Origin of the sequence: Streptomyces sp. NPDC002698, assembly GCF_042888945.1 — a bacterium.
In the GTDB taxonomy this organism is placed as follows: domain Bacteria; phylum Actinomycetota; class Actinomycetes; order Streptomycetales; family Streptomycetaceae; genus Streptomyces.
In genome coordinates this window covers 162,045-184,461 of record NZ_JBIAQM010000009.1, presented here as the reverse complement: position 1 = coordinate 184,461, position 22,417 = coordinate 162,045, and the positions used below count along the sequence as shown (strand labels likewise).

At 73.6% G+C, this 22,417-nt stretch carries 19 protein-coding genes; 7 read left to right on the top strand and 12 right to left on the bottom strand.

What is annotated here, in order from left to right; all coding sequences use genetic code 11:
- Window positions 1-22: 22 nt before the first annotated feature.
- Complete coding sequence (locus tag ACFYW9_RS16050) at window positions 23-1,102, top strand: SPFH domain-containing protein (RefSeq protein WP_326785008.1); 1,080 nt, start codon at window positions 23-25, stop codon at window positions 1,100-1,102.
- Window positions 1,099-1,992, top strand: coding sequence for a hypothetical protein (locus ACFYW9_RS16045; RefSeq protein ID WP_389149965.1), 894 nt, complete (start codon window positions 1,099-1,101; stop codon window positions 1,990-1,992). The genes ACFYW9_RS16050 and ACFYW9_RS16045 overlap by 4 nt, the downstream gene beginning before the upstream one ends.
- Window positions 1,993-2,397: 405 nt before the next feature.
- Here the strand turns inward: ACFYW9_RS16045 and ACFYW9_RS16040 are convergent, their stop codons facing one another.
- The 3 genes from ACFYW9_RS16040 to ACFYW9_RS16030 form a co-directional block, all read right to left on the bottom strand.
- The gene (locus ACFYW9_RS16040; protein WP_389149962.1) at window positions 2,398-4,941 is read right to left on the bottom strand and encodes a polynucleotide kinase-phosphatase; all 2,544 of its coding nucleotides are present in this window, start codon (window positions 4,939-4,941) and stop codon (window positions 2,398-2,400) included.
- On the bottom strand, window positions 4,938-6,431 hold the full coding sequence (locus ACFYW9_RS16035) for a 3' terminal RNA ribose 2'-O-methyltransferase Hen1 (RefSeq protein ID WP_389149959.1): 1,494 nt from the start codon (window positions 6,429-6,431) through the stop codon (window positions 4,938-4,940). The genes ACFYW9_RS16040 and ACFYW9_RS16035 overlap by 4 nt, the downstream gene beginning before the upstream one ends.
- Before the next feature lie 279 nt (window positions 6,432-6,710).
- Window positions 6,711-7,334: a TetR/AcrR family transcriptional regulator gene (locus ACFYW9_RS16030; RefSeq protein WP_389149956.1), complete on the bottom strand. Its 624-nt coding sequence runs from the start codon at window positions 7,332-7,334 to the stop codon at window positions 6,711-6,713.
- Window positions 7,335-7,507: 173 nt separating this feature from the next.
- Between ACFYW9_RS16030 and ACFYW9_RS16025 the strand changes: the two genes are divergently transcribed.
- Both ACFYW9_RS16025 and ACFYW9_RS16020 read left to right on the top strand, forming a co-directional pair.
- Window positions 7,508-8,224 (top strand): SDR family oxidoreductase, encoded by a 717-nt coding sequence (locus ACFYW9_RS16025; RefSeq protein WP_389149953.1) that lies wholly within the window; start codon window positions 7,508-7,510, stop codon window positions 8,222-8,224.
- A 130-nt stretch (window positions 8,225-8,354) separates the two neighbouring features.
- The gene (locus tag ACFYW9_RS16020; protein ID WP_351861544.1) at window positions 8,355-9,278 is read left to right on the top strand and encodes an LLM class F420-dependent oxidoreductase; all 924 of its coding nucleotides are present in this window, start codon (window positions 8,355-8,357) and stop codon (window positions 9,276-9,278) included.
- A 123-nt stretch (window positions 9,279-9,401) separates the two neighbouring features.
- Here ACFYW9_RS16020 and ACFYW9_RS16015 read toward each other — a convergent pair whose 3' ends face one another.
- From ACFYW9_RS16015 to ACFYW9_RS16000, 4 genes are all read right to left on the bottom strand, one after another.
- A complete protein-coding gene (locus ACFYW9_RS16015) occupies window positions 9,402-9,881 on the bottom strand; it encodes a DUF6099 family protein (protein WP_351861546.1) in 480 nt (159 codons plus the stop codon).
- Between the two features lie 192 nt (window positions 9,882-10,073).
- Window positions 10,074-10,406 carry a nucleotide pyrophosphohydrolase gene (locus tag ACFYW9_RS16010; protein WP_351861548.1) on the bottom strand — a complete coding sequence of 111 codons (333 nt, stop codon included), beginning with the start codon at window positions 10,404-10,406 and terminating at the stop codon, window positions 10,074-10,076.
- A gap of 138 nt (window positions 10,407-10,544) precedes the next feature.
- Entirely contained in the window at window positions 10,545-11,702 is a 1,158-nt protein-coding gene (locus ACFYW9_RS16005) for an AAA family ATPase (protein WP_389149948.1), read from the bottom strand.
- A 163-nt stretch (window positions 11,703-11,865) separates the two neighbouring features.
- Entirely contained in the window at window positions 11,866-12,255 is a 390-nt protein-coding gene (locus ACFYW9_RS16000; RefSeq protein WP_326785018.1) for a cell division protein SepF, read from the bottom strand.
- A gap of 175 nt (window positions 12,256-12,430) precedes the next feature.
- On the opposite strand from ACFYW9_RS16000, the gene ACFYW9_RS15995 reads away from it, so the two are divergent.
- The 3 genes from ACFYW9_RS15995 to ACFYW9_RS15985 all read left to right on the top strand — a co-directional run bounded on the left by ACFYW9_RS15995 (window position 12,431) and on the right by ACFYW9_RS15985 (window position 15,645).
- On the top strand, window positions 12,431-12,850 hold the full coding sequence (locus ACFYW9_RS15995; protein ID WP_389149944.1) for a molybdopterin-binding protein: 420 nt from the start codon (window positions 12,431-12,433) through the stop codon (window positions 12,848-12,850).
- An 88-nt stretch (window positions 12,851-12,938) separates the two neighbouring features.
- Window positions 12,939-14,681 carry a hypothetical protein gene (locus ACFYW9_RS15990; protein WP_389149941.1) on the top strand — a complete coding sequence of 581 codons (1,743 nt, stop codon included), beginning with the start codon at window positions 12,939-12,941 and terminating at the stop codon, window positions 14,679-14,681.
- 118 nt (window positions 14,682-14,799) lie between these two features.
- Window positions 14,800-15,645, top strand: a complete 846-nt coding sequence (locus tag ACFYW9_RS15985; RefSeq protein ID WP_389149938.1) for an SDR family NAD(P)-dependent oxidoreductase — start codon at window positions 14,800-14,802, stop codon at window positions 15,643-15,645.
- Window positions 15,646-15,838: 193 nt separating this feature from the next.
- Here ACFYW9_RS15985 and ACFYW9_RS15980 read toward each other — a convergent pair whose 3' ends face one another.
- From ACFYW9_RS15980 to ACFYW9_RS15960, 5 genes are all read right to left on the bottom strand, one after another.
- Window positions 15,839-17,074: a VWA-like domain-containing protein gene (locus tag ACFYW9_RS15980; protein ID WP_389149935.1), complete on the bottom strand. Its 1,236-nt coding sequence runs from the start codon at window positions 17,072-17,074 to the stop codon at window positions 15,839-15,841.
- Window positions 17,071-18,423: an AAA family ATPase gene (locus tag ACFYW9_RS15975; RefSeq protein ID WP_389149932.1), complete on the bottom strand. Its 1,353-nt coding sequence runs from the start codon at window positions 18,421-18,423 to the stop codon at window positions 17,071-17,073. Before ACFYW9_RS15975 ends, ACFYW9_RS15980 begins: the two co-directional genes overlap by 4 nt.
- A gap of 123 nt (window positions 18,424-18,546) precedes the next feature.
- On the bottom strand, window positions 18,547-19,986 hold the full coding sequence (locus tag ACFYW9_RS15970; RefSeq protein WP_389149929.1) for a hypothetical protein: 1,440 nt from the start codon (window positions 19,984-19,986) through the stop codon (window positions 18,547-18,549).
- 244 nt (window positions 19,987-20,230) lie between these two features.
- Window positions 20,231-21,583 carry a hypothetical protein gene (locus ACFYW9_RS15965; RefSeq protein ID WP_389149926.1) on the bottom strand — a complete coding sequence of 451 codons (1,353 nt, stop codon included), beginning with the start codon at window positions 21,581-21,583 and terminating at the stop codon, window positions 20,231-20,233.
- 180 nt (window positions 21,584-21,763) lie between these two features.
- The gene (locus ACFYW9_RS15960; protein WP_389149923.1) at window positions 21,764-22,216 is read right to left on the bottom strand and encodes a hypothetical protein; all 453 of its coding nucleotides are present in this window, start codon (window positions 22,214-22,216) and stop codon (window positions 21,764-21,766) included.
- Between the last annotated feature and the right edge of the window lie 201 nt (window positions 22,217-22,417).

Below are 22,417 nucleotides of genomic sequence, written 5' to 3'. Positions count from 1 at the left end.
GCCCGGCGTCGAGGGGGTACACATGGCCGACATCACGCGACGCCTCGGCTGGCGCCATCTGCGCGGGGCGCCCACCGCCCATGTCCGGCACCACCGGTCGGGACAGCTGGTCCACGACGGCCCCGGACTCAGCTTCTGGTACCGCTCGCTGACCGCGGCACTCTCCGAAGTCCCCGTCGACGACCGCGAGCTGGCGATGACCTTCCACGCCCGTACCTCCGACTTCCAGGATGTCGCGGTGCAGGCGACCGTCACCTACCGGATCAGCGACCCCGCGGTCGCCGCCTCTCGCATCGACTTCTCCATAGACCCCGACTCCGGAGCCTGGCGCGGCACCCCGCTGGAGCAGCTGGGCTCGCTGCTGACCGAGACGGCCCAGCAGCACGCGCTGGACGTGCTCGCCCGTACGTCGCTGGCGTCCGCCCTGGTCGACGGCGTCGCGGCGGTGCGGGAGCGGATCGCGGACGGCCTCGCCGCCGAGCCCCGGCTGCCCGCCACCGGCATCGAGGTGGTCGCGGTGCGGGTCGTCGCGCTGCGCCCGGAGCCCGAGGTGGAACGGGCGCTGCGCACCCCCGCCCGCGAGCAGATCCAGCAGGACGCGGACAAGGCCACGTACGAGCGCCGGGCCGTCGCGGTCGAGCGGGAGCGGGCCATCGCCGAGAACGAACTCGCCAGCCGGATCGAACTCGCGCGACGCGAGGAGCAGTTGGTCGACCAGCAGGGCACGAACGCCCGCCGTGAGGCGGAGGAACACGCGGCGGCGGACGCGGTGCGCGCCGGGGCGGAGGCGGCCCGCACGGTCCGGCTGGCCGAGGCGGAGGCCACCCGGTCGCTGCGGCTCGCCGAGGCCGAGGCCACGCGCAAGGTGCGGCTCGCGGGGGCCGAGGCACAGGCGGCGCGCGAGGTCGGCGCGGCCCGGGCCGAGGCTCAGGCGGCCTGGCTGCGGGTCCACGGCGACGTCGATGTCGCCACGCTGCACGCCCTGACCGGGACCCGGCTCGCGGAGAACCTGCCGCGGATCGAGAACCTCACCGTCTCGCCGGACGTCCTCACCGGGCTGCTCGCCAAGCTGGGCAACGGGGCCGCCGGGGACCAGGCGTGAGTCTCGCGCCCCGGGTCGTCCTCGTCCACCGGACCACCGAGTACGAGGAGTTGACGGCCCGTCACGGCACGCACGGGCAGGCGGCGTTCTTCCTGTCCTCGCGCGGCCGGGACATCGCGGAGGTCGCCGAACGGCACCGGCGGACCCGCGAGGCGCTGTCCGCGGTCGTGGCGGCCGTTCCGCTGACCTGGCGTCAGGCACGCGTGGAGCGTTCCGACCTGGACCGGTTCCTGTTCGCGCCGGAGGACGTGGTGGTCGTGGTCGGCCAGGACGGGCTGGTCGCGAACGTCGCCAAGTACCTGGAGGGGCAGCCGGTGGTGGGCATCGACGCCGACCCCGGGCGCAATCCGGGCGTGCTGGTGCGGCACCGGCCCAAGGACGCGGGCGCGCTGCTCGCCTCGGCACAGGGGGGCAGCGCCGACGAGCTGACCATGGTCGAGGCGGTCGCGGACGACACCCAGCGGCTGGTCGCGCTCAACGAGATCTATCTGGGAGCCGCGGGCCATCAGACGGCCCGCTATCGGCTGGGGCTCGACGAGTACGGGGGTGCCGTCGAGCCCCAGGCGTCCTCCGGGGTGCTGGTGGGGACCGGGACGGGGGCCACCGGCTGGCTCCGCTCGGTGTGGCAGGAGCGGGGCGAGCGGCTTCCTCTGCCGGGGCCGACGGACGAGCGCCTGCTCTGGTTCGTCCGCGAGGCCTGGCCGTCGCCGGCCACGGGCACCTCGCTCGTGGGCGGCGAGCTCACCGGGGCCGGGCGGCTGTCCCTCACGGTGGAGTCGGACCGGCTCATCGTGTTCGGGGACGGGATGGAGGGGGATGCGGTGGAGCTTGTCTGGGGGCAGACGGTGCACGTGGGGGTGGCCGGGGTTCGGCTCCGCCTGGTCGGCTGAGCTTTCTGGCCCCTGGGCCCCGAGCGGGGCTCCCCCGGCCGGGGTCGTTCGTGTGCCCCGGTGGGGGCGGGTTCGGATGCGGGCCCGGTGGGGGTGGGTCCGGCTGCCCGCCCGGTGGGGGCCAGTCGCGCCGTTCCCCGCGCCCCTTGCGGGGCTTCCACCGGGGTCGGCGACTACCCGTCCCGGTGGGGCCAGGTGCGCGGTACCCCGCGCCCCGGACCGGGCACCCGCCCCTCGGACGCGGGTTCGGCTGCCGGCCCGGTGGGGGCGGGCCGCGCCGTTCCCCGCGCCCCTTACGGGGCTCCCACCGGGGCCGGCGACTACCGGCCCCGGTGGGTACACCGTTCGGCTACCAGCCTGCGGGGACGGGGCGCCCGCCCGGGCCGGGGCAGGAGAGTGGCCCCGCTACAGGCGGGGGTCGACCGGTTCGGATTCCAGGGACAGGACTCCGAAGACCGCCTCGTGGACGCGCCACAGGGGTTCGCCCTCGGCCAGGCGGTCCAGCGCTTCGAGGCCGAGTGCGTACTCCCGGACGGCCAGGGACCGCTTGTGGTTGAGGAAGCGGCCGCGCAGCCGGGCCAGGTTCTCCGGACGGGTGTACTCCGGACCGTAGATGATCCGCAGGTACTCGCGCCCCCGGCACTTGATGCCGGGCTGCACCAGCCGCCCCTGCGGGCCGCGCACCACCGCGCCGACCGGCTTCACGACCATGCCCTCGCCGCCGCGGCCGGTCATCTCCAGCCACCAGTCGACACCGGCCCGCACCGACTCCGGGTCACCGGTGTCGACGAAGAGCCGCCGGGTGGTGTGCAGCAGTCCGCTCCCGTCGTTCTCCACGAGCCGGTCGATCAGGGCGAGTTGCTCGTCGTGCGGCAGCCCGGCGAGGCTCCGGCCCTGGACGGCCAGGATCTGGAACGGTGCGAGGCGGACGCCTTCGAGGCCGTCCGTGGTCCAGCAGTAGCGGCGGTACGCGTCCGTGAACGCCTGTGCGTCCGCGGCCCGTTCACGCTGGCGCGCCAGCAGGTCCGTGACGTCGACGCCCCGAGCCGCCGCCCCTTCGAGCGCGGTCAGCGCTCCCGGGAACACCGCTCCGGACGCGGCGCCGACAGCGGCGTACTGACTGCGCAGCAGCCCGGACGCCTTCAGCGACCACGGCATCAACTCGGCGTCCAGCAGTACCCAGTCGGTGCCCAGCTCCTCCCACAGCCCGGCCTCGGTCGCCGCGGCGCGCACCCGGCCGAGGATCTCCTCGGTGACGGCGGCGTCGTCGAAGAAGGGGCGGCCGGTACGGGTGTACAGCGACCCGGTGGGGCCGTCGACGCCGAACCGCTCGCGCGCCACGTCCGCGTCCCGGCAGACCAGGGCCACCGCCCGCGACCCCATGTGCTTCTCCTCGCACACGACCCGCTCGACCCCGTCCTCCCGGTACTGGGCGAAGGCCTCGGCGGGGTGCTCCAGATAGCCGTCGAGGTGCGAGGTCGCGGTCGGCGCCATGGTCGGCGGGAGGTACGGCAGCAGCCGCGGGTCCACCGCGAAACGGCTCATGACCTCCAGCGCCGCGGCCGCGTTCTCCTCGCGGACGGCCACCCGCCCGGCGTGCCGGGTCTCGACGGCCCTGCGGCCGTGCACGTCCGCGAGGTCCAGCGGACGGCCCTCGTGACCGCCGGGCGCCTCGGTGGCCAGCGGCTTGGCCGGCTCGTACCAGACCCGCTCGGCGGGCACGTCGACGAGCTCGCGCTCCGGCCAGCGCAGGGCGCTGAGCTTGCCGCCGAACACCGCGCCGGTGTCCAGGCAGATGGTGTTGTTGAGCCAGGTGGCGTTGGGGACCGGGGTGTGTCCGTAGACCACCGCCGCGCGGCCCCGGTAGTCCTCCGCCCACGGATAGCGCACGGGCAGCCCGAACTCGTCGGTCTCCCCGGTCGTGTCGCCGTACAGCGCGTGCGAGCGCACCCGGCCCGAGGTGCGGCCGTGGTACTTCTCGGGCAGACCGGCGTGGCAGACGACGAGACGTCCGCCGTCGAGGACGTAGTGACTGACCAGCCCGTCGACGAACTCCCTTACCGAAGCGCGGAATTCCTCGCTCTCCGCGTCCATCTGCTCGATGGTCTCGGCGAGTCCGTGCGTGTGCTGGACCTGGCGGCCCTTGAGATAGCGGCCGAGCTTGTTCTCGTGGTTGCCGGGCACGCACAGGGCGTTGCCGGAACCGACCATGGACATCACGCGGCGCAGCACGCCGGGCGAGTCCGGACCGCGGTCGACGAGGTCGCCCACGAACACGGCCGTACGGCCCTCGGGGTGCACGCCGTCGACGTAGCCGAGCTTGCCGAGCAGGCTCTCCAGCTCCGAGGCGCAGCCGTGGATGTCGCCGACGATGTCGAACGGGCCGGTGAGGTGGGTCAGGTCGTTGAAGCGCTTCTCGGTCACCACCGACGCGTTCTCGGCGTCCGCGACCCCGCGCAGGACGTGCACCTTGCGGAATCCCTCGCGCTCCAAGGAGCGCAGCGAGCGCCGGAGTTCGCGGATGTGGCGCTGGATCACGCGGCGCGGCATCCCGGCGCGGTCGGTGCGCGCCGCGTTGCGCTCGGCGCAGACCTCCTCGGGCACGTCGAGCACGATGGCGATGGGCAGCACGTCGTACTTCCTGGCCAGCTCGATCAGCTGGCGGCGGCTGTCCTGCTGGACGCTGGTGGCGTCGACGACGGTCCGGCGGCCGGCCGCGAGCCGCTTGCCGGCGATGTAGTGCAGGACGTCGAAGGCGTCGCCGCTGGCGCTCTGGTCGTTCTCGTCGTCGGCGACCAGGCCCCGGCAGAAGTCGCTGGAGATGATCTCCGTCGGCTTGAAGTGCCGCCGGGCGAACGTGGACTTGCCGGAGCCCGAGGCGCCGATGAGCACCACGAGGGAGAGGTCGGTGACGGGCAGGACACGTCCCTGGTCGGTGTGCTCGCTCATGCGGCCTTCTCCTCCTTCGCGTTCGGGGTTCCGGTCGTGCCGGTCGTGCTCGTGGCCAGGGTGAAGACGGCCATCTGGGTGGGCGGGCCGACCTCGGGGTCGTCGAGGCCGACGGGGGTGAACTCCACGTCGTAGCCGTGCCGTCCGGCCACCGCGCGGGCCCAGGAGCGGAACTCCTCACGGGTCCACTCGAACCGGTGGTCGCCGTGCCGGGAGTGGCCTGCGGGCAGGGTCTCCCAGCGGACGTTGTACTCGACGTTCGGGGTCGTTACGAGGACGGTCCGCGGGCGGGCGGAGCCGAACACCGCGTATTCCAGGGCGGGCAGCCGGGGCAGGTCGAGGTGCTCGATCACCTCGCTGAGCACGGCGGCGTCGTAGCCCTTGAGGCGGCGGTCGGTGTAGGCGAGCGAGCCCTGGAGGAGCTGGACGCGCGCGGCCTGGCGCTCGCCCATGCGGTCCAGCTTGAGGCGGCGCGAGGCGATGGTGAGCGCGCGTATGGACACGTCGACCCCGACGATCTCGGTGAACCGGGTGTCCTTGAGCAGGGCGTGCACCAACTGGCCCTGTCCGCAGCCGAGGTCGAGGACGCGGCTCGCGCCGGACGCGTGCAGCGCGGCGAGGATCGCGTCCCGGCGCTGCACGGCGAGCGGTACCGGCTTCTCCTCGGTGTCGGTCTCCTCGTCGACGGCGTTGTCGATCTCCTCGACCGCGAGGTCGTCGGTCTCGGCGAGCCGGGCGAGTTCGAGCCGCTCCATGGCCTCCCGGGTCAGCGACCAGCGCCGGGAGAGGTAGCGGCTGGTGATCAGCTTCTGCTCCGGGTGGTGCTGCAGCCAGCCCTCGCCCGCCCGCAGCAGTTTGTCGACCTCGTCGGACGCCACCCAGTAGTGCTTGGCGTCGTCGAGGACCGGGAGCAGCACGTACAGGTGCCGCAGGGCCTCGGCGAGCGTCAGCTCCTCCGACGCCAGCTCCAGGCGTACGTAGCGGGAGTCGCCCCACTCCGGGAAGCGCTCGTCGAGCGGCACGGCCTCGGCCGTCACCGTCCAGCCCAGCGGTTCGAAGAGCCCTCGCACCAGGTCGGCGCCACCGCGCGCGGGCAGCGCGGGCACCTCGACGCGCAGCGGCCTCGTCTCGGCGGGCAGCTCGGGCCGGGCGTTGCACTGGCCCTTCATCGCGCTGGTGAACACGGCGCCGATCGCCACGGCGAGCAGCGAGGACGCGGCGTACGGGCGGTCGTTGACATACTGCGCGAGTGCGGCGTCGGGGGCGCCGCCGCGCCCCTTCCCCTTGCCCCGCCTGACCAGCGCCACCGGGTCGACCTCCAGGAGCAGGGCGGCCGTGCACCGCTCGGCGGTCGCCTCGGGGTACAGCACATGCGCCGTCCCGTACGAGGTCGAGAACTTCTGCGCGTTGTCCGGATGCTTGTGCAGCAGGAAGCCGAGGTCGGTCGCGGGCCGCTCTGGGGTACCGGTGGTACTGATCGTCAGGAACACGGTGTGTCTGCCTCGAAACGTCTTCTGAGCCGTGGACCCGGCGGGCCGCCCGGCCGGTGCGCGGCGCGCACGTGCCGGACGCCGAGGAACCACGGCGTGGGCGAGCGCGCCCCGGCCGTCGCCGCTCCCGGCTCCGCCGCGGCCCCCGTGGCCCGTGGCCACGCCGCGCCGCGGCCGACCGCAGGGGCGACGCCTGCCCTCGGCGCGCCCCCACAACGTACAGCGGACACCCCAGGTGGACCCGGGGTTTTTCGCCGCGCGCGGACGGCTCGGCCGGGATCAGCCGGAGGTTTCCGGCCCGCGGCGCTCGGCATCGTCCCCGCCGTTCACGCCCGCGGCGTCGAGCAGGGCGGCGGCGGTCGCGAGGGCGAGTCCGCCGAGGCCCTGGCCCTGCATGACGGCCCGGACGCCCGATCCGTCGAAGGCGACGGTCAGTTGGCGCGCGAGGAGCTCGGGGTCCCCGGCTCCGCCGCGCTCCGCCTCCTGCCGGAAGAACGCGGTCAGCGCGTCCTTGCTGCGGCGGGCCACCAGGCTCGCGGGGTGGTCCGGCGCCTTCAGCTCGGCGGTCACGGCCACGAAGGGGCAGCCGCGGTAGTCCGGGCGCGCGGCCATCTCCTCCAGGCGTTCGAAGACGTGCAGGACGCGATCACGCGGCGGCCGGTCGTCGTCGGGGGGCAGCAGGAACGCCAGGTACGCGGGCGCGCTGCGCTCCAGGCTCGCCGCCAGCACGCCGTCCTTGCTGTCGAAGAGCTGGTACATCGAGCGCTTGGACACCCCGGCCACCCGGCACAGCGCCTCGACACCGACGCCGACGCCCTCGCGGTAGAAGAGCTCGGCCGCGGCGTCGAGCAGTCGGTCGCGGGTCGGTGAACCGGCGGTCGCGGTCGAGGTCGCCTGTGTCATGAGCCCAGCTTACGTTCTCGGCTTGCCTCGCGGAAACCGATCGGTTTACAGTGCGGACAACGAGGAAAACCGATCGGTTTACGATAGGCGCGGCGCGGTGGACGAAACCGCCGCCACCCTTCGGCCGCTCCGTTTCCCCCGCTTCCGGAAGCGGCCCTCCAGAGGAGAAGCTCATGACCAGCATCGACGGCTCCGTGGCACTCGTGACGGGCGGCAGCCGCGGCATAGGCAAGGCCTTCGTGGACGCTCTCTACGAGCGCGGCGCGAGGAAGGTCTACGCGACGGCCCGCGACCCGCGGACCGTCACGCACCCCGACGCGGTGCCGCTCGCCCTGGAGGTCACCGACCCCGCATCGGTCGCGGCCGCCGCCGCGCGGGCCCAGGACGTCACCCTCCTGATCAACAACGCGGGCTCGACGGCCCCCACGTCCTTCCTGAACTCCCCCGTCGAGGACGTACGGCGCGAGTTCGACATCAACTTCTTCGGGCCGCTCCTCACCACCCGGGCCTTCGTTCCGGTCCTGGAGCGCAACGGAGGCGGGCACATCCTCACCGTCCACTCGGTGCTGTCGTGGGTCACGGTGCCCGGCGCCGACGGCTACAGCGCCGCCAAGGCCGCCCTGTGGTCCCAGAGCAACGCCCTGCGGCTGGAGCTCCAGCCGCGCGGCATCAAGGTCACCGGGCTGCACGTCGGCTACGTCGACACGGATCTGACCGCGAGCCTCGACGTGCCCAAGGTCACCGCGCGCAGCGTCGCCGGGCAGGCGCTCGACGGGATCGAGTCGGACGCCCACGAGGTCCTCGCGGACGCGCTCACCCGCCAGGTCAAGGCCGGCCTCTCCGGAGAGCTGAGCGCCCTGTACCCCCAGCTCTCCGGGGAGCGGGGGTAGCCCGGCGCGGACTTCGCCCGCAGGCCGCCCCACCCCCGGCGGACCCGGCGGGCGAAGACGCCCGGCGACGGGGAAGATGCGCCAGCGGTTCGGCACGGGACGCCAGTTGCGACCGGTGCATGATGAACGCATGGATCTTCGAGTCTTCACAGAACCACAGCAAGGCGCGACCTACGAGACGCTGCTCCGCGTCGCCAAGGCCGCCGAAGACCTCCATTACGGAGCCTTCTTCCGCTCTGATCACTATGTGCACATGGGATCCGCCGACGGGCTCCCCGGTCCCACCGACGCGTGGATCACCCTGGCCGGCATCGCCCGCGAGACGAGCCGCATCCGCCTGGGTACGTTGATGACTGCCGGAACCTTTCGCCTCCCCGGGGTCCTCGCCATCCAGGTCGCGCAGGTCGACCAGATGTCGGGCGGCCGTGTCGAACTCGGCCTGGGCGCCGGCTGGTACGAGGCCGAGCACACGGCGTACGGCATTCCGTTCCCCAAGGAGAAGTTCGGCCGGCTGGAGGAGCAACTGGCCGTCGTCACCGGGCTGTGGGGCACGCCGGTCGGCGAGCGGTTCACCTTCGACGGGACGTATTACCAGCTCAAGGACTCGCCCGCGCTGCCCAAGCCCGCGCAGTCGAAGGTGCCCGTCCTGATCGGCGGCCACGGCGCCAGGCGGACCCCCGCCCTCGCGGCGCGCTTCGCCGACGAGTTCAACATCCCCTTCGCGTCGGTACCCGACTCGGAGGCGCAGTTCGGACGGGTGCGCGCGGCGCTGCGGCAGGCCGGGCGCGAGACCGACGAACTCGTCTACTCCAACGCCCTGGTGGTGTGCGTCGGCCGCACCGACAGCGAGGTGAGGCGACGGGCGGACGCCATCGGCCGCGATGTCGACGAGCTGAAGGCCAACGGGCTCGCGGGCTCCCCGGCGGAGGTCGTCGAACGGATCGCCCGGTATCAGGCGGTCGGTTCGCAGCGGATGTACCTCCAGATGCTGGACCTCGCCGACCTGGACCACCTGGACCTGATCGCCTCCGCGGTGGCACCTCAGCTCGGCTGACCGGACGGGTACCGCGGGCGGTTCCGGTCGGGTGGCTCGCCATGACCGGGGCCGGTCCGGCGGAGGAACAGGGCGGCGCCGGACCGCGCGCCGAACGGCGGCGGCACAGACCTCCCCGATCGCCTACCCCGCGGCCGGATCCCGCTCCACCACACGTTTCTCGTCCCGGACCGCGAGGCGTCTCAGCATTTCCAGGACGCGGTCCCGGGACTCGTCCGCCGCGTCGATCGCCTCCATGCACTGCCAGTACGTCCCCTCGTCGTCCGCCGCGCAGGCGATGCCGACCAGGGATATGCCGACCTCGGCGAGGAGGCCGCCGAGACAGAGCAGGGACTCGCGCGCGTCGCCCAGCTCCGTGAGCTGGGCGGCCCGTAAGGCGCCGACCCCGAGGGCGTGGTCGCCGAGCACTCCGCAGCCACGGCCCGCCAGCTCGGTCAACCCCAGGGCCTCGCCCCGGAGTTCAGGGGGGCCGGACACGGCGAGGCGGCTGCCGATCGCCTGTGCCAGGGAATGCGCCTGCCACGCTTCCGCCATGACCTCCGGAGTCTCGCCGCTCTCCGCCAGGGCACGTCTGTTCGCCGCGATGAGCCGCACCGCTTCCATGCGCTGCCCCCGTCTGTCCGACGCGCTCTCGCACGTCTACCGAACTCCCTTGTTCACTACCCAGAGTGAAGTCCGTTGAGACGAAAAGCCAGAGGAAGCCCGAAATCTGTGGACACGGAATCGCATCGAAAGGACATGACGACTACAGAGAGTGCCGGATTCCGTTTCGCTCGGCAGGTGGCGGCCGGCCGGTCAGGGTTTCTCCGGCACCGGGAACCGGCGCTCGTTCCGGTCGATCTTCGCGTCGAGGGCCGCGAGCGGGTCGACGCCCAGCACCTCGCAGAACTGGAGCAGATACGCGAGGACGTCCGCGACCTCGTCGGTGACGCGGTGCGCGGTGTCCGCGTCCTGCATCACGCGGGCCGACTCCTCGGGCGTCAACCACTGGAAGATCTCCACGAGTTCGGACGCCTCCACGCTCAGGGCGGCGACCAGGTTCTTGGGGGTGTGGTACGGCTGCCAGTTCCGTGCGGCCGCGAACTCGGCCAGTCTGCGCTGCAGCGTCGCTACGTCCAGTTCACTCACGGCGTCAGGTCTACCACTCCGCCCCCGGCGGCCGGGCGGCGTCAGGTCCACCACCGCCCCCTTCCCGCAAGACGGCAGGTCCACCACTGTGCCTCGCCTCCCTCACGCCGTCAGATCCACCACCGTGACCCGCCTCCCTCACGCCGTCAGGTCCACCACCGTGACCCCGGCCGTTCCGAGCGCGTGAGTCCCGTCGCTCACCGTGCCCAGCAGCCGGATGTGTCCCCGTTCGCACATCCGCGCCGCCAGCCGCACCAGTTCCCCGGTCTGCCGGGCGTCCAGTCCACGGCCGAGGCCGTCGGCCAGAACCGTCAGCGACTGGAAGGCGGCCGGCACCTCGCCCGCCGGGTCGACCTCCAGGACTCCGGGCCCGGTGAGCAGCACGAGGGCGAGCGCGAGATACCTCAACTCGCCGTCCCCGAGCAGCCCCAACGGCGTACGGACGCCGTCGCCGCGGTCGAGGAGCGCCCGCACGGTGCCGTCGCCGATCACCTCGGCCAGGACGTCCGTGACCGGTCCGGCGCAGCCGGCGCGGACCGCCGCGACGAGGTGGGCGTAGCGGTGAACGCACTCCGACCTCGTACGCCACAGCACCTCGGCGAGGTTGCCGCAGCCGCGCAGCAGCCGCCCCGAGCCGAGCGGAACGGGGGCCCGCATGGAGTCCGGGTCCGGATCACAGACGTAGACGGACCGCAGTGCGAGCACCATCTGCTCGGCCGCTGCCAGGACGCGGCGCTCCCCGGCGGTACGGCCCGCGACCCGCAGAGGCAGCAGCGCGGTGCCGAGGCGGTCGTCGGGGAGCGGGACCCGCGTCACCGAGGAGGACCCGCCGGTGTACCAGGCCGCCTGGACGGACGGGCGGCCCGGGTCGCGCAGCGCCGTCTCCAGCAGGGTCCGCCCTCCCGCCGACAACCGCTCGCCCACGACGCGCAGTCGGGGCTCGGCCTGGACGGCGACGTCGAGCCGGACCGGGCCCTCGGGTCCGTCGACCGTGCAGCCGATACGGAAGCCCCGGCGGTGCTGGGCGTCGGGCCGGGACCGCTCGGGCACACAGGCGGCCGGGTCCGGGAACACCTCGGGGAGCCCGGCACCGGCGCCGAGCCGCGCCAGCGCCTCGTAGGCCCTGAGGACGGCCGTCTTGCCGCTGCCGCTGGGGCCGGCGACAAGGGTGAGCGGTCCGAGCGGGAACCGGACGCGGCGGTGTGCGGCGAAGGCGGCGAGCCGCAGCTCGGTGACGCCGGGGCGGACCGGGCGCGGCTCCACCGCCGTGGGGGCTTCCGGCGAGGACAGGGTCATATGCCGACGGTAGGCCGCCGCGCGGAGGCGAACCGTTACGCCCGGGAGACCTTCCTACGATCGGGGGACGAAACCCCCGGTCCCGCCGCCGGTCCCCCTCGGCCGACCGCCCGGCATGCCCGTCGGACCCGTGACCGGACAGCGCCCGCGAGGCCGTGGGCCGTCAGAGACCCGGGACGCCGACCCCCTCCATCAGACCCCGCACCTCGGTCCCCGGGGGCGTCAGCAGGAACACGTTCCGGTCGACCCGGTGCATGCCGCTGGCCAGGCCGAAGACCACGCCCGTACTGAAGTCCAGGACCCGCTTGGCGACCTCGGTCTCGGCGCCGGTCAGGTCGAGGAGCACCGGGACTCCGGACATGAGCGTCTCGGCGACGTCGCGGGCGTCCGCGAAGACGTTCACCCGCAGGACCACGAAGCGGCGCCGCGTCTCGGTCTCGGCCTCGGGGATCGACCGGTGCCGCACCGCGGACGGCCAGGCGTCGCGGCCGCGCAACGGAACGACCTGGGCGAGCCCTTCCCACTGTTCATCGGTGACGTCGTGGCCGGTCATCGATCCACCCCGTCCTGGCTCGCACTCGTTGTCTGCACCGGGCAATTCTTACGCATGGTCACCCGTTCGGCCCAACAGCGACACGGTCCGCGACCCGGACCGGGAGCCGACGCGTGCGGCAAGCTACGCATATACGCCCGTATCCATCACGCATCTCAGCGAGTGAGGCCTCCCCATGAGCCTGAGCATCCGCAACCAACTCCCCGGCACCGTCACCTCCGTCACCCCCGGTGAGGTGATGGCGACGGTGAAGGTCCGGCTCGACGCCGGACAGGAGATCACCGCGGCCGTCACCCTGGAGGCCGTACGGGAACTCGGCCTGACGCCGGGCTCCGCCGTGCGGGCCCTGATCAAGTCCACCGAGGTATCCCTCGCGACCGGCCCGGTGGACGGGCTGAGCATCCGCAACCAGCTGCCGGGCACGGTCACCGACGTCGTCTCCGGCGGCGCCATGGCCCGCGTCAAGGTCCGGATCGCGGGCGGCGAGCTGACCTCGGCGATCACCGGGGACGCGGTCTCCGACCTGGGCCTCGCGGCCGGCTCCGAGGTCGTCGCGCTCATCAAGTCCACCGAGGTGTCCCTGGCCGGCGCCTGACGCGCCCAGCCCGCTCTTACTGGCCTCACACCGGACTCTTCACGTCCCGTCGCACCTCGCTCACCTGCGACAACTAGCTTATGGCGTCGTGTACTCGGCAGAAATCACGCCGGCGCCCGTCCGCCGGCAGGCCCCCTCGAAGGTCTCGCCCGGCGAGGCGGTCGCGCGATGGAACCCGGACGAGGCGCCCGCGCAGTGGCACCGCGTCCTGACCCTCCTGGCCGACATCAGCCTGTTCATCGGCACGCGCCCGCTGTGGGCGCAGGCCGCGAGCCACCGGCTCCTCGTGGCCGCGATCGTCTCGCTCTGCTACGCCTCGATCCTGGCGACCGGCGTACTGGCCCTCGTCGTGCGCCGGGGCCGCTCGCTGGCGCGGCTCGACCTCGTCGTCCTGGTGACCGCGGTGACGCTCGTCGTGTGCGGACTGGTCATGAACCACCGGGGCAGCGACGAGTCGGTCCTCACCGCCCGGGCCGCCCACGAGTTCCTCGCCGGCCGCCAGGTGTACGGCCGCCCCTGGCCCTGGCTCTTCGGCCACGGCGTCGCCCTCACCGCGACGATGAACGGCGGTTACGACTTCACGTACGGCTATCCGCCGCTCGCCCCGATGCTCACCGCGCCGTTGCTGTGGGTGGGCCACGGTTCGGCCGCCGCCACGCTGGTCGGCACCGGGGCCGTGATCGCGGGCGCGGTCGTCATGTGGCTGATGCTGCCGGTGCCGTGGCGGTCCGCCGCGACCCTGGCCTGTCTCGGTTTCGGTCTGCTGCCGACGTACGCGCGGCTCGGCTACCCGGCGATCCTCGCCTGCGCCCTGCTCATCCCGGTGGTGGTGGGCTGGACACGGACGGACGGCGGCGGACGCGGCGACCTCGCGCGGGCGGCCTGCCTCGGGGCGGCCTGCGCGGCGCAGCAACTCCCCTGGTTCCTCACGCCGTTCCTGCTGGCCGGGGTGTACGCGCTGCGCCGTGGCGACCTGGGCGCGCGGGCGGCGGCGATCGCGGTGGGCCGGATCGCCGGCACCGCCGCCACCACCTGGCTGCTGATCAACTCGTACTTCATCGTCAGCGAGCCGCGCGCCTGGCTCTCCGGGATCGCCCTGCCCCTCACCCAGGACGCGGACATCCACGGACAGGGCCTGGTCGGCATCTCGCTGTACCTCACCGACGGCAGCGACCGCCTCGCCTGGTACGCGCACGCGAGCCTGCTGCTGGCGGCGGGTCTGCTGGCGCTGTTCGTGCTGTTCGTACGGCGGCTGGGGCCGGCGGCGACGGTTCTGCCCTGGTGCGCGTTCTACGCGGCCACCCGCTCGCAGGACGGCTACTACCTGCTGATGACGCCGCTGTGGGTGGCCGCCGCGATCACCGCGCCCTGGCAGTCCTTCCGGACCGCGTGGCAGCCCCGCCCCGCCTTCCTGCGCGGTCCGCACCGGCGCGGGGCCCGGGTGGCCGCGGTCGCCCTGCTGCTGGCCCCGTCGGCGGCGGCGGTGAGCCTGGCGGCCACCGGGTCACCGCCGCTGCGCATGCGGGTCACCGAGGCGCACCGTGCCGCCCGTACCCTGACCGGACTCACGGTCGGCGTCACCAACCTCGGCGCCGCGGCGCTGAGTCCGCATTTCACGCTGACCACGGGCCAGGGCATGAGCCGCTACTGGTCGGTGACCTCCGGCCCCTCCACCCTGGCCGGCCACGCCTTCGGCCGCTACGAACTCCGTCCGCCCGGAGGGAAGTTCACGCTTCCGCGAGCCGGCGTACGCGTGCGTCTGCGAGCCGTCTCGGCAGCGCCGATGACCCTGTCGAGCACGGACCTCCACCTGTCGGCGACCCGCCCCTGAGCACTCCGTCCTGTTCCCTCCCTCTTCTTCCCTCCCTCGCCCCGTCCGCCTTCTGGTGCCGACGACGCGGACGTGCTGGAATGGCCCGTCCCCCGCCTCCCCTGGGACGGTGACACCCATGCCGGAACCGTCGGATCCCTCACACCGCGCGGATCGCTCACACCGAACCGACTTCTCGCACCGGGCGGACTTCTCGCACCGGAAAGGCGTCGCGTTCGTCACGGGCGGCACCGGAGGCATCGGCGCGGAGGTCGTGCGGATCCTCGCCGAGCGAGGCAGTGACGTGGTGTTCACGTATCGCTCCAGCCGGACCGCCGCCGACGCGCTCGCCGCGGAGATCGCGCGGGAGTTCGTGGAGCCGGACCGCCGAGTACGAGCCCTGCGGCTCGACTTGGGCGAGGAGCGGGCCGTGGCCGCCGCCGTCTCCGGGACGGCCGCGGAGCTCGGCGGCCTGCACACCCTCGTCCACGCGGCGGGCCCGCATGTGCCGATGGTGCATCTGAGCAAGGTCACGCCGAGCGAGTTCCGAAGCCAACTCGACGCGGACGCGGGCGCGTTCTTCAACCTGGTGCATCCCGCGCTGCCCCTGCTCAGGGAGAGCCGGGGCAGCGTCGTCGCCGTCACCACGGTGGCCACGCGCCGGTTCCCGGTGCGCGACGGACTCTCCTCGGGGCCGAAAGGAGCGGTCGAGGCGGTCGCCCGCGCCTTGGCCGCCGAGGAAGGGCGCTACGGCGTCCGGGTGAACTGCGTCGGCCCCGGCATGCTGACCGACGGCAACGCGGCCCGTCTCATCGGTTCCGGCGAACTCGACGACACGGCACTGGAGATCACGCGCCGCAACACCCCGCTGCGCCGCTTCGGCACCGCGCGGGACGTCGCCGAGGCCGTCGCGTTCCTGGCCTCGGACCGCGCGGGCTTCATCACCGGGCAGGCGCTGGGGGTGGACGGGGGATACAGCGTCTGAGCACCTGAGGAGGACGTCAGAAACACTCCCCCTGGCCCTGTCCGGTCGATCACGGCGAGGACGCGGGGCCACCGGGCGGCCTCGGCACCAGGGCTCACCCGGCGCCGTCGGCATCGGGACCCGCCAGGTGCCGTCGACGCCGGGCCCCACCAGGAGCCGTCGGTAGTCTCCACCGCGCTCGACCGGACAGGTCCTAGCCGATCTCGACCACGCGGGCCCAGGCCGGCGGCTCGTCCGGTACGTAGTCGGGATCGTCCTCGTCCCAGGAGCCGTCCCCGCGCGGGAAAAGGCCCACGACCGTCCGGCACGGGGGCCGCGATTCCGGCCAGGGAGTCTGTCCGTCGGTCAGGACCACCACGACGTCGGGGCGTGGCCGTGCCTTGAGCGCCGCGGTGAATCCCGAGCGCAGATCCGTACCGCCGCCGCCCAGCAGCGGAATGCCCTCGGCCCGGCACAGGGGTCGCGCGACCCCGGCCGCCGCGTCGCACGAGACCACGGTGACCAGGTCGCGGCGGCCGCCGACGGCACGGGAGATCGCGGAGACCTCCAGAAGGGCGCTGCCCAGTTCCGCGTCGCTGACCGACCCGGAGGTGTCGATGACCACCGAGACCCTCGGCGGCCGGCGGCGCAGGCTCGGCACGACGACACCGGGTACGCAGGCCGAGCGCCGCGACGGCCGGCCGTAGGTGTAGTCCTCGCCCGCGCCGGGCCCCGAGGCCGCGGAGCGGACCGCGGCCCCCAGCAACTCCCGCCACGGCTGCGGCGGATGGAAGGCGTCCTCGGCCCACCGTTCCCATCCCGCCGGGCTCCTCCCGGGGCGGGCCTTGATGCCCTGCGCGACCCGGAACCGGACGGCGTCGCGTTCCTGCGCGCTGAGGCCGTGCGCGCCGTCCGGTCCGAGGTCCCACTCCCGCTCACGTCCGTCGGCGCCGCTGCCGCAGTCCAGCCAGGCCATGGCCGCCGTACGCGGCCCGAGCCGGAACCGGCGCAGATAGTCCTCCATGAGCTGGCCCGACGGCAGGTCCAGGTGCTGCGGCATGACGGCGCCCTCGGGCCGGGCGAGCCCCGTCCCGAACGCGTCGTCGTTGATCTCGCAGTCGGCGGCGATGTTCATCCGCAGCCGCTCCGCGGGGCCGGTGAGTCCGTGTTCGCGGGCGAACCGCTCGCTGCGGCCGTGGTGGTCGCGCAGCAGGTGCGACACCTCGTGCACCCAGACACCGGCCAGGTCCTCCACGGGTGTGCGGTCCACGAACCCGGGCGAGACGTAACACCGCCAGTGCCGGTCGACGGCCATCGTCGGCACCCACCGCGACTCGACGGTGTGCAGGGCGAACAGTGCCGTCGCGAGGTAGGGCCGGGCCCGCGCCGCGTGCAGCCGGGCGGCGTAGAGCTTCTCCCGGTCCAGAGCCCCTGGCGCGGTCGCCGTCATCGTCGCGCCCCGGCGGCGACGGCGACGCGGGCCGCCGCGTCGTCCGCGCGCCGGGATATGGCCACCGCTCCGGCCAGCCGCTCGATGGACTCCGGGACGTCCCAGTCCTCCTGGCGCAGCGTCGCGAGGGTGGTCGCGGGAACGACCACCAGGTCCGGGGCTCCGGTGTCCAGAGCCCGCACGAGCAGTGCCCAGGCGGCGTCCCAGCGCGCCCTGTCGGGCCGCTTGCGGACCGCGGCCACCACGCCGTCGAGGACGGCCTGGCGCAGATCCCCCCGCTCGGGCAGGACGGCGCCCGCCGGGTCGGCGAGCAGGGTCTCGGGGTCGGGCAGGTCCATGCGGTCCACGCTCGCCAGCAGTTCCAGTCCCGGACCGTCGCCCACGGCGCCTCTGACCAGCAGGGAGAGCACTTCCCGCGAGGAACCGGCCGCGTGCGCGAAGGCGACGAGCCGCACGGTCGTCTCCCAGCTCCGGGGCGAGGGCCAGGCGCCGCCCCGGCGGGTCTCGCTACTGGGCAGCCGGTGGACCAGTCCGGGGCGGGCGGCGAGGAGTCCGCACACCGCGCGGCGGGCGAAGTCCACGGCGTCCGGGAGCCGGTGCGGGTCGAGCCGTGGCAGGGTCGCGCGGGGCCAGGTGCCACCGAGCCCGCGTACGACGACGTCGTGGTCGTGGGCCCACTGGAGATGGACGAACCGGTTGGCGAGCGGCGGGCTCAGTTCCCAGCCGTCGGCCGCCGAGGAGCGCGGGTTCGCCGCGGCCACGATCCTTACTCCGGACGGCAGTTGAAGGGATCCGATGCGCCGCTCCAGGACGAGACGGAGCAGGGCGGCCTGAACCGCCGGGGGCGCGGTGGACAGTTCGTCCAGGAACAACAGGCCGCGGCCGGCGCGTACGAGGCGCACCGCCCAGTCCGGCGGGGCCATGGGCACGCCCTGCTCGGCGGGGTCGTCGCCGAGGACGGGCAGCCCCGAGAAGTCCGAGGGCTCGTGGACGCTGGCGATCACCGTGGTCAGGGGCAGGTCCAGGGTCTCGGCGAGCCGGGTCAGGGCCGCGGTCTTGCCGATCCCCGGTTCGCCCCACAGGAGTACGGGCAGGTCGGCGGCGACGGCGAGGGTCAGTGCCTCCAGCTGGCTGTCGGGACGCGGCTCGGTACCGGTGTCGCGGAGCAGGGCCGACAGGGCGTCGGCCACGTCGAGTTGGGTGGCACCGGAAGGATCGACGCGGGCGTCGGGCACGGCGGGTTCGGTGCCGCCGGACGCGTCGACGCGGGCGTCGGGCACGTCGAGGCGGGCGGTGCGGGCCGGGTCGGCGGCGGTGGAGGCTTCGGCGGGGGTGCTGCTCGTGGGCATGTCTGATCACCTTTGGGTTCGAGAACGGGCCGCCTGTGCGCGGGGGTTGTCCCCCGGGGCGGTCAACTGGCTTTGGACGGACGGTCGGCGAGCGGCCGGCGAACGGTCAGCGACCGGGAACGGTCAGCGGCCGGCCGTTTCACGCGGGTGGGAGCGGTGCCAGCGGGGCCGGGCGGGCCCCGGGACGAGGCGTTCGGGTCCGGGACCGGTCAGTCCCGCCCTGAACAGCCCGTAGGTGAGACGCCGCAGCGCGGCGGCCCGGAGTTCGTCGCGCAGGGCGCCACCACGCAGCACCGCCTCGGGGCCCAGCAGCCCCTCGACCACGGCGAGCGCACCGGCGGTGTCGCCGTGGCGCAGCCGTTCGCGGACATCGGAGAGGTCCTGCGGCTGCCGGTGCGTGTCGTCGATGGCCCGGAGGCAGGGAAGGGGTGTGCCGGTCAGGGCGACCAGCAGCTCTTCCCGGCGGATCTCGGCCGGATCGTGGTCGAGCGGCACGAGGACGCCGTCGACCAGGCCGATCCGGTGCCGGGCTCCCCGGCATTCCACCAGGCGTGGCGCTCCCGCCGGGTCCGCGTTCCCACGGGACCCGGCGGGCGTGTGGCCCGGTACGAGCGCCGAGGCGACCAGCGGATGCAGCCGCTCGGGCCCGACGACCCCGGCGCGGATCAGTGCCAGGTCGGGCAGCACCCAGGTCGCGGCGTCGGGCAGGGCCGGCACCGCGAGGTCGACGCCGCCCCCGTCGGCGGGCACGGCGGTGAGCCGCAATGAGGACGGACCGACGCGTGCCGGTTCCGCGGCCAAGTCCAGGAGCAGCCGCCGGCGGGCCCCGAGCCACACGGTGACCGTGCCGGTCGCGCGCCCCTCGTCGCGCAGCAGGATCGCCGCCTCGTCCGCCCACCGGCCGACGGCGCAGCCGGGGTCCCCGGGCACCGGCCCCGGTGGATCCGCGCTTGCCCGACGGGCGTCGTCCGTCGGCAGGTCGGCCCCGGAACGGACCCGCAGCTCATCGGTCCTGCGGGCGTCCCACAGGTGGCGGTGCAGATCCAGGCGGTACCGGCGGCTGGGGCGGGGGTGCGGATGGCGGCGGGCACCGGTGTCGAAGGAGAAGCGGTCGCGGGAACCGCCGGCAGCTCCGTCCCACAGCGCGAGACTGATCCGCTGGCCGCCGTCCGCCCAGGCCGGCGGAGTACGGACCACGAGGTGCACAGGCCGTACGGGATGCACCCCATCACGCGCGGCACGGTCGTACCGGGCCAGCGTGATGGTCAGGCCGGGGCGCAGCAGCCCGTCGGGGGCGACTCTCGGCATGTGCCAGCGCAGCAGGTCGGGAGCCAGATGGCGTAGATCGCGGCGGATCCGGGACGCCAGTTCGCTGCCGTGCGTACGTGCCAGCGAACGCAGATCGAAGTCGATGTCGACGCCGGCGGCGGCGCAGGCCCCCGCCCAGTCCCCGTGGCGGCGGCGGGCGGTCGCGGTCTCGATCATGGTGGGCGGCACGGCGAAGTCACGCACGCGCGGCCAGAAGGAGAGGAGGGAGTCCTCGTACGCGGTCGAAGTGAGCATCAGCACTCACCTTGCGCGGACGGGGCCCCCCATCTGATTGCGGAGGAAGTCATCATCGCGGGGAGCGTAACCCGGCCCCGACGAGCTGTCAGGTGCTTTTCGGCCGCGGCCACCCGGCGCCCGGCACCCCGCCGCCGGACGCCGGACCGGACCCGGGCGCCGGTGGACTCCGCACCGGCCGCAGACGCCGCCGGACGCCCGGACCGGCCATGGGCACGGGCGGACGCCGGCGAACACCGGTGGGTCAGGCCGGGCTCTTGGCCGCGGGTCCCGCCGCGGGCCCGCCGCCGGCGTCGATCAGGTGCGGGGCGCCGTCGTCGTCGAGGAACTCGACCACCGCCAGGGCCAGCAGGGCCAGCACCGCGATCCAGACGGTGACGACGGCCGTGGGGTAGTTCCAGATCAGCAGGACGACGACGGCGACCGCGACCACGGTCCAGTTGAGCCACGACTTGACCCGGTGCACCCACGCGCCGACCGCGCCGAGTTCGACCCCGGTCGCCGTCCGCACGGCACCGATACCGCCGGTCCAGGCGGCGTTGACCCGCTTGGCCGCCCGGCCGCCGCCGGTCAGCCAGGCCGCCAGCGCCACGATGATGCCGAGGGTGATGATCAGGCGTACCGACGTCCGCAGGTAGCGCACCAGGGTGTCGAAGACCGACCCGGCGGCGGGCTGGGAGACCGCCGCCGGGAGACTGTCGAGATAGACCGCCCGGAAGATCCACAGCGCGATGCCGAGGACCGCCGCCCCGCCCGCCACCAGGAGCGCCGCCGTGACGAGGGCACGACGTCTGCGTACGGCGAGCAGCACACCACCGGCCGCCAGCAGCAGGGCCAGGACCGGCAGCCAGAACCCGACGAGCTGGAGCAGTCGGTAGATCTTCTTGGCCTTGCCGATGGAGTCGGAGGTCATCACGGTGAAGTTCGTGTGCACCTGGGGGATCTTCGCGGCGATGGCGAGCCCCTGGTCGACGAGCGCCTGCTTGACCTGGTCGATGACGGGGGCGAGGTCGATGACCACGGCGTCGTCGGTGAGTTTCACCGCTCCGCCGCCGCTTCCGGTCAGCGCCTTGTCCACGGCGGCGTGCGCTCTCCGGTTCAGCTCGGTCCAGAGGGTGGCGAACGCGTCGCTGCTGACGAACCTCAGCGCCACGGTGTGCACGAAGTCGGTGAGGCCGCTGGTGATCGGACCGCTCAGCGGGCCGATCGCCTTGGTCAGTGCGGGCCGGTCGGCGGGGGCGACGGATTCGAGCAGCGACTGGACGTCGACGTGCTGCATCACCGCGTCGGTCACCCGTTTGGCGACGGCGTCCTGGATGTCCGGGTCGGAGGCGAGCGGCTTCATGGTGGACACGTACCGGTCGGTGTTGCCGATCAGATCGCTCGACCAGGCGGCCACGGCACTCAGGGGGGTGAGCAGGGCGGCGAGGAGGACCAGCACGACAGCGAAGGTCGACCGGACGCGGTGGTGCTCGCGTCTCGGCCCGCTCCGCTCCAGTTCGGCGACCCGGGCCCGCAGTTCGGCGATCTCCCGCCCGTGCGCGCCACCGTCGCCGGCACCGCTCGCGCCGCCGCTCACGTCGTCTCCGGTGCTCACGTCGCCTCCGGATCGTCGACGGTGCCCGCGGCGCCGCGAGCGGGCACGCCCGCTCGCGTCCGGTCGATCACGTCGTCCATGGCGTGTCTCGTTCCGCTCGGTCCGGTTCGTGGGTTCGACGGCACTGGGACAGCCCCTTCTCGGCGGCGTTCGCCCGGCGGCGGGCCGGAGAAGAGCGCGTCAGCGCGGGCGGTCTGGCCGGTACGTGGCCAGCGCCCAGATGATGAAGACGTCGATGGCCAGCAGGATGACCGACCAGATCGGCGCGTACGGCAGGAACATGAACTGGAAGAGCATGCTCAGCGAGGCCAGCACGATGCCGGTGATCCGGGCCCACCCGGCGTCCTTGAGGATCCCCCAGCCGGTGACGACGGCGATCGCGCCGAGGATCAGCAGGATCCAGCCCCAGCCGGTGAGATTGATGCGGTAGACGTAGTCGTTCACGCGCGTGTAGACATCGTCCTTGGCGATCGCGGAGATGCCCTGGAGGATGTTGAGGCCGCCGTTCACCAGCAGGAGGACGCCCGCGAAGGTGACTCCACCCGCCGCCCAGCCACTGCTGCCCGAGGGCGGGGGCCCCATGCCTCCCGCGGCGGGAGCGGCTCCGGACCACTGGTCTCCCCACAGCGGCATGTCGCCGCCGCTGGGCTGGGATCCCGTGCCTCCACCGGGCGGGGGGCCCTGAGGTCTCGAAGAATCCTGGCTCATGCTCGACCACCTCGCTGCGCTGTCGACCGCCGGCCGTCCCCGTGCCGGAAGCATCGGGGAGTTCGAGCGTCCGCCCGCCGCTCCCCCGCCGCCACGGGGGCTCCGCCGATCGGGTGACGGTCTCGA

Excerpts from the sequence above, each read along its gene's own strand:
- ACFYW9_RS16005 (WP_389149948.1), bottom strand. The coding sequence starts at position 11,702 with ATGACCCTGTCCTCGCCGGAAGCCCCCACGGCGGTGGAGCCGCGCCCG.
- ACFYW9_RS15985 (WP_389149938.1), top strand. The coding sequence starts at position 14,800 with ATGCCGGAACCGTCGGATCCCTCACACCGCGCGGATCGCTCACACCGA.
- ACFYW9_RS16050 (WP_326785008.1), top strand. The coding sequence starts at position 23 with ATGGCCGACATCACGCGACGCCTCGGCTGGCGCCATCTGCGCGGGGCG.
- ACFYW9_RS16040 (WP_389149962.1), bottom strand. The coding sequence starts at position 4,941 with ATGAGCGAGCACACCGACCAGGGACGTGTCCTGCCCGTCACCGACCTC.
- ACFYW9_RS16015 (WP_351861546.1), bottom strand. The coding sequence starts at position 9,881 with ATGGAAGCGGTGCGGCTCATCGCGGCGAACAGACGTGCCCTGGCGGAG.
- ACFYW9_RS15995 (WP_389149944.1), top strand. The coding sequence starts at position 12,431 with ATGAGCCTGAGCATCCGCAACCAACTCCCCGGCACCGTCACCTCCGTC.
- ACFYW9_RS15980 (WP_389149935.1), bottom strand. The coding sequence starts at position 17,074 with ATGACGGCGACCGCGCCAGGGGCTCTGGACCGGGAGAAGCTCTACGCC.
- ACFYW9_RS15970 (WP_389149929.1), bottom strand. The coding sequence starts at position 19,986 with ATGCTCACTTCGACCGCGTACGAGGACTCCCTCCTCTCCTTCTGGCCG.
- ACFYW9_RS16020 (WP_351861544.1), top strand. The coding sequence starts at position 8,355 with ATGGATCTTCGAGTCTTCACAGAACCACAGCAAGGCGCGACCTACGAG.
- ACFYW9_RS15975 (WP_389149932.1), bottom strand. The coding sequence starts at position 18,423 with ATGCCCACGAGCAGCACCCCCGCCGAAGCCTCCACCGCCGCCGACCCG.
- ACFYW9_RS16025 (WP_389149953.1), top strand. The coding sequence starts at position 7,508 with ATGACCAGCATCGACGGCTCCGTGGCACTCGTGACGGGCGGCAGCCGC.
- ACFYW9_RS16000 (WP_326785018.1), bottom strand. The coding sequence starts at position 12,255 with ATGACCGGCCACGACGTCACCGATGAACAGTGGGAAGGGCTCGCCCAG.
- ACFYW9_RS15960 (WP_389149923.1), bottom strand. The coding sequence starts at position 22,216 with ATGCCGCTGTGGGGAGACCAGTGGTCCGGAGCCGCTCCCGCCGCGGGA.
- ACFYW9_RS16030 (WP_389149956.1), bottom strand. The coding sequence starts at position 7,334 with ATGACACAGGCGACCTCGACCGCGACCGCCGGTTCACCGACCCGCGAC.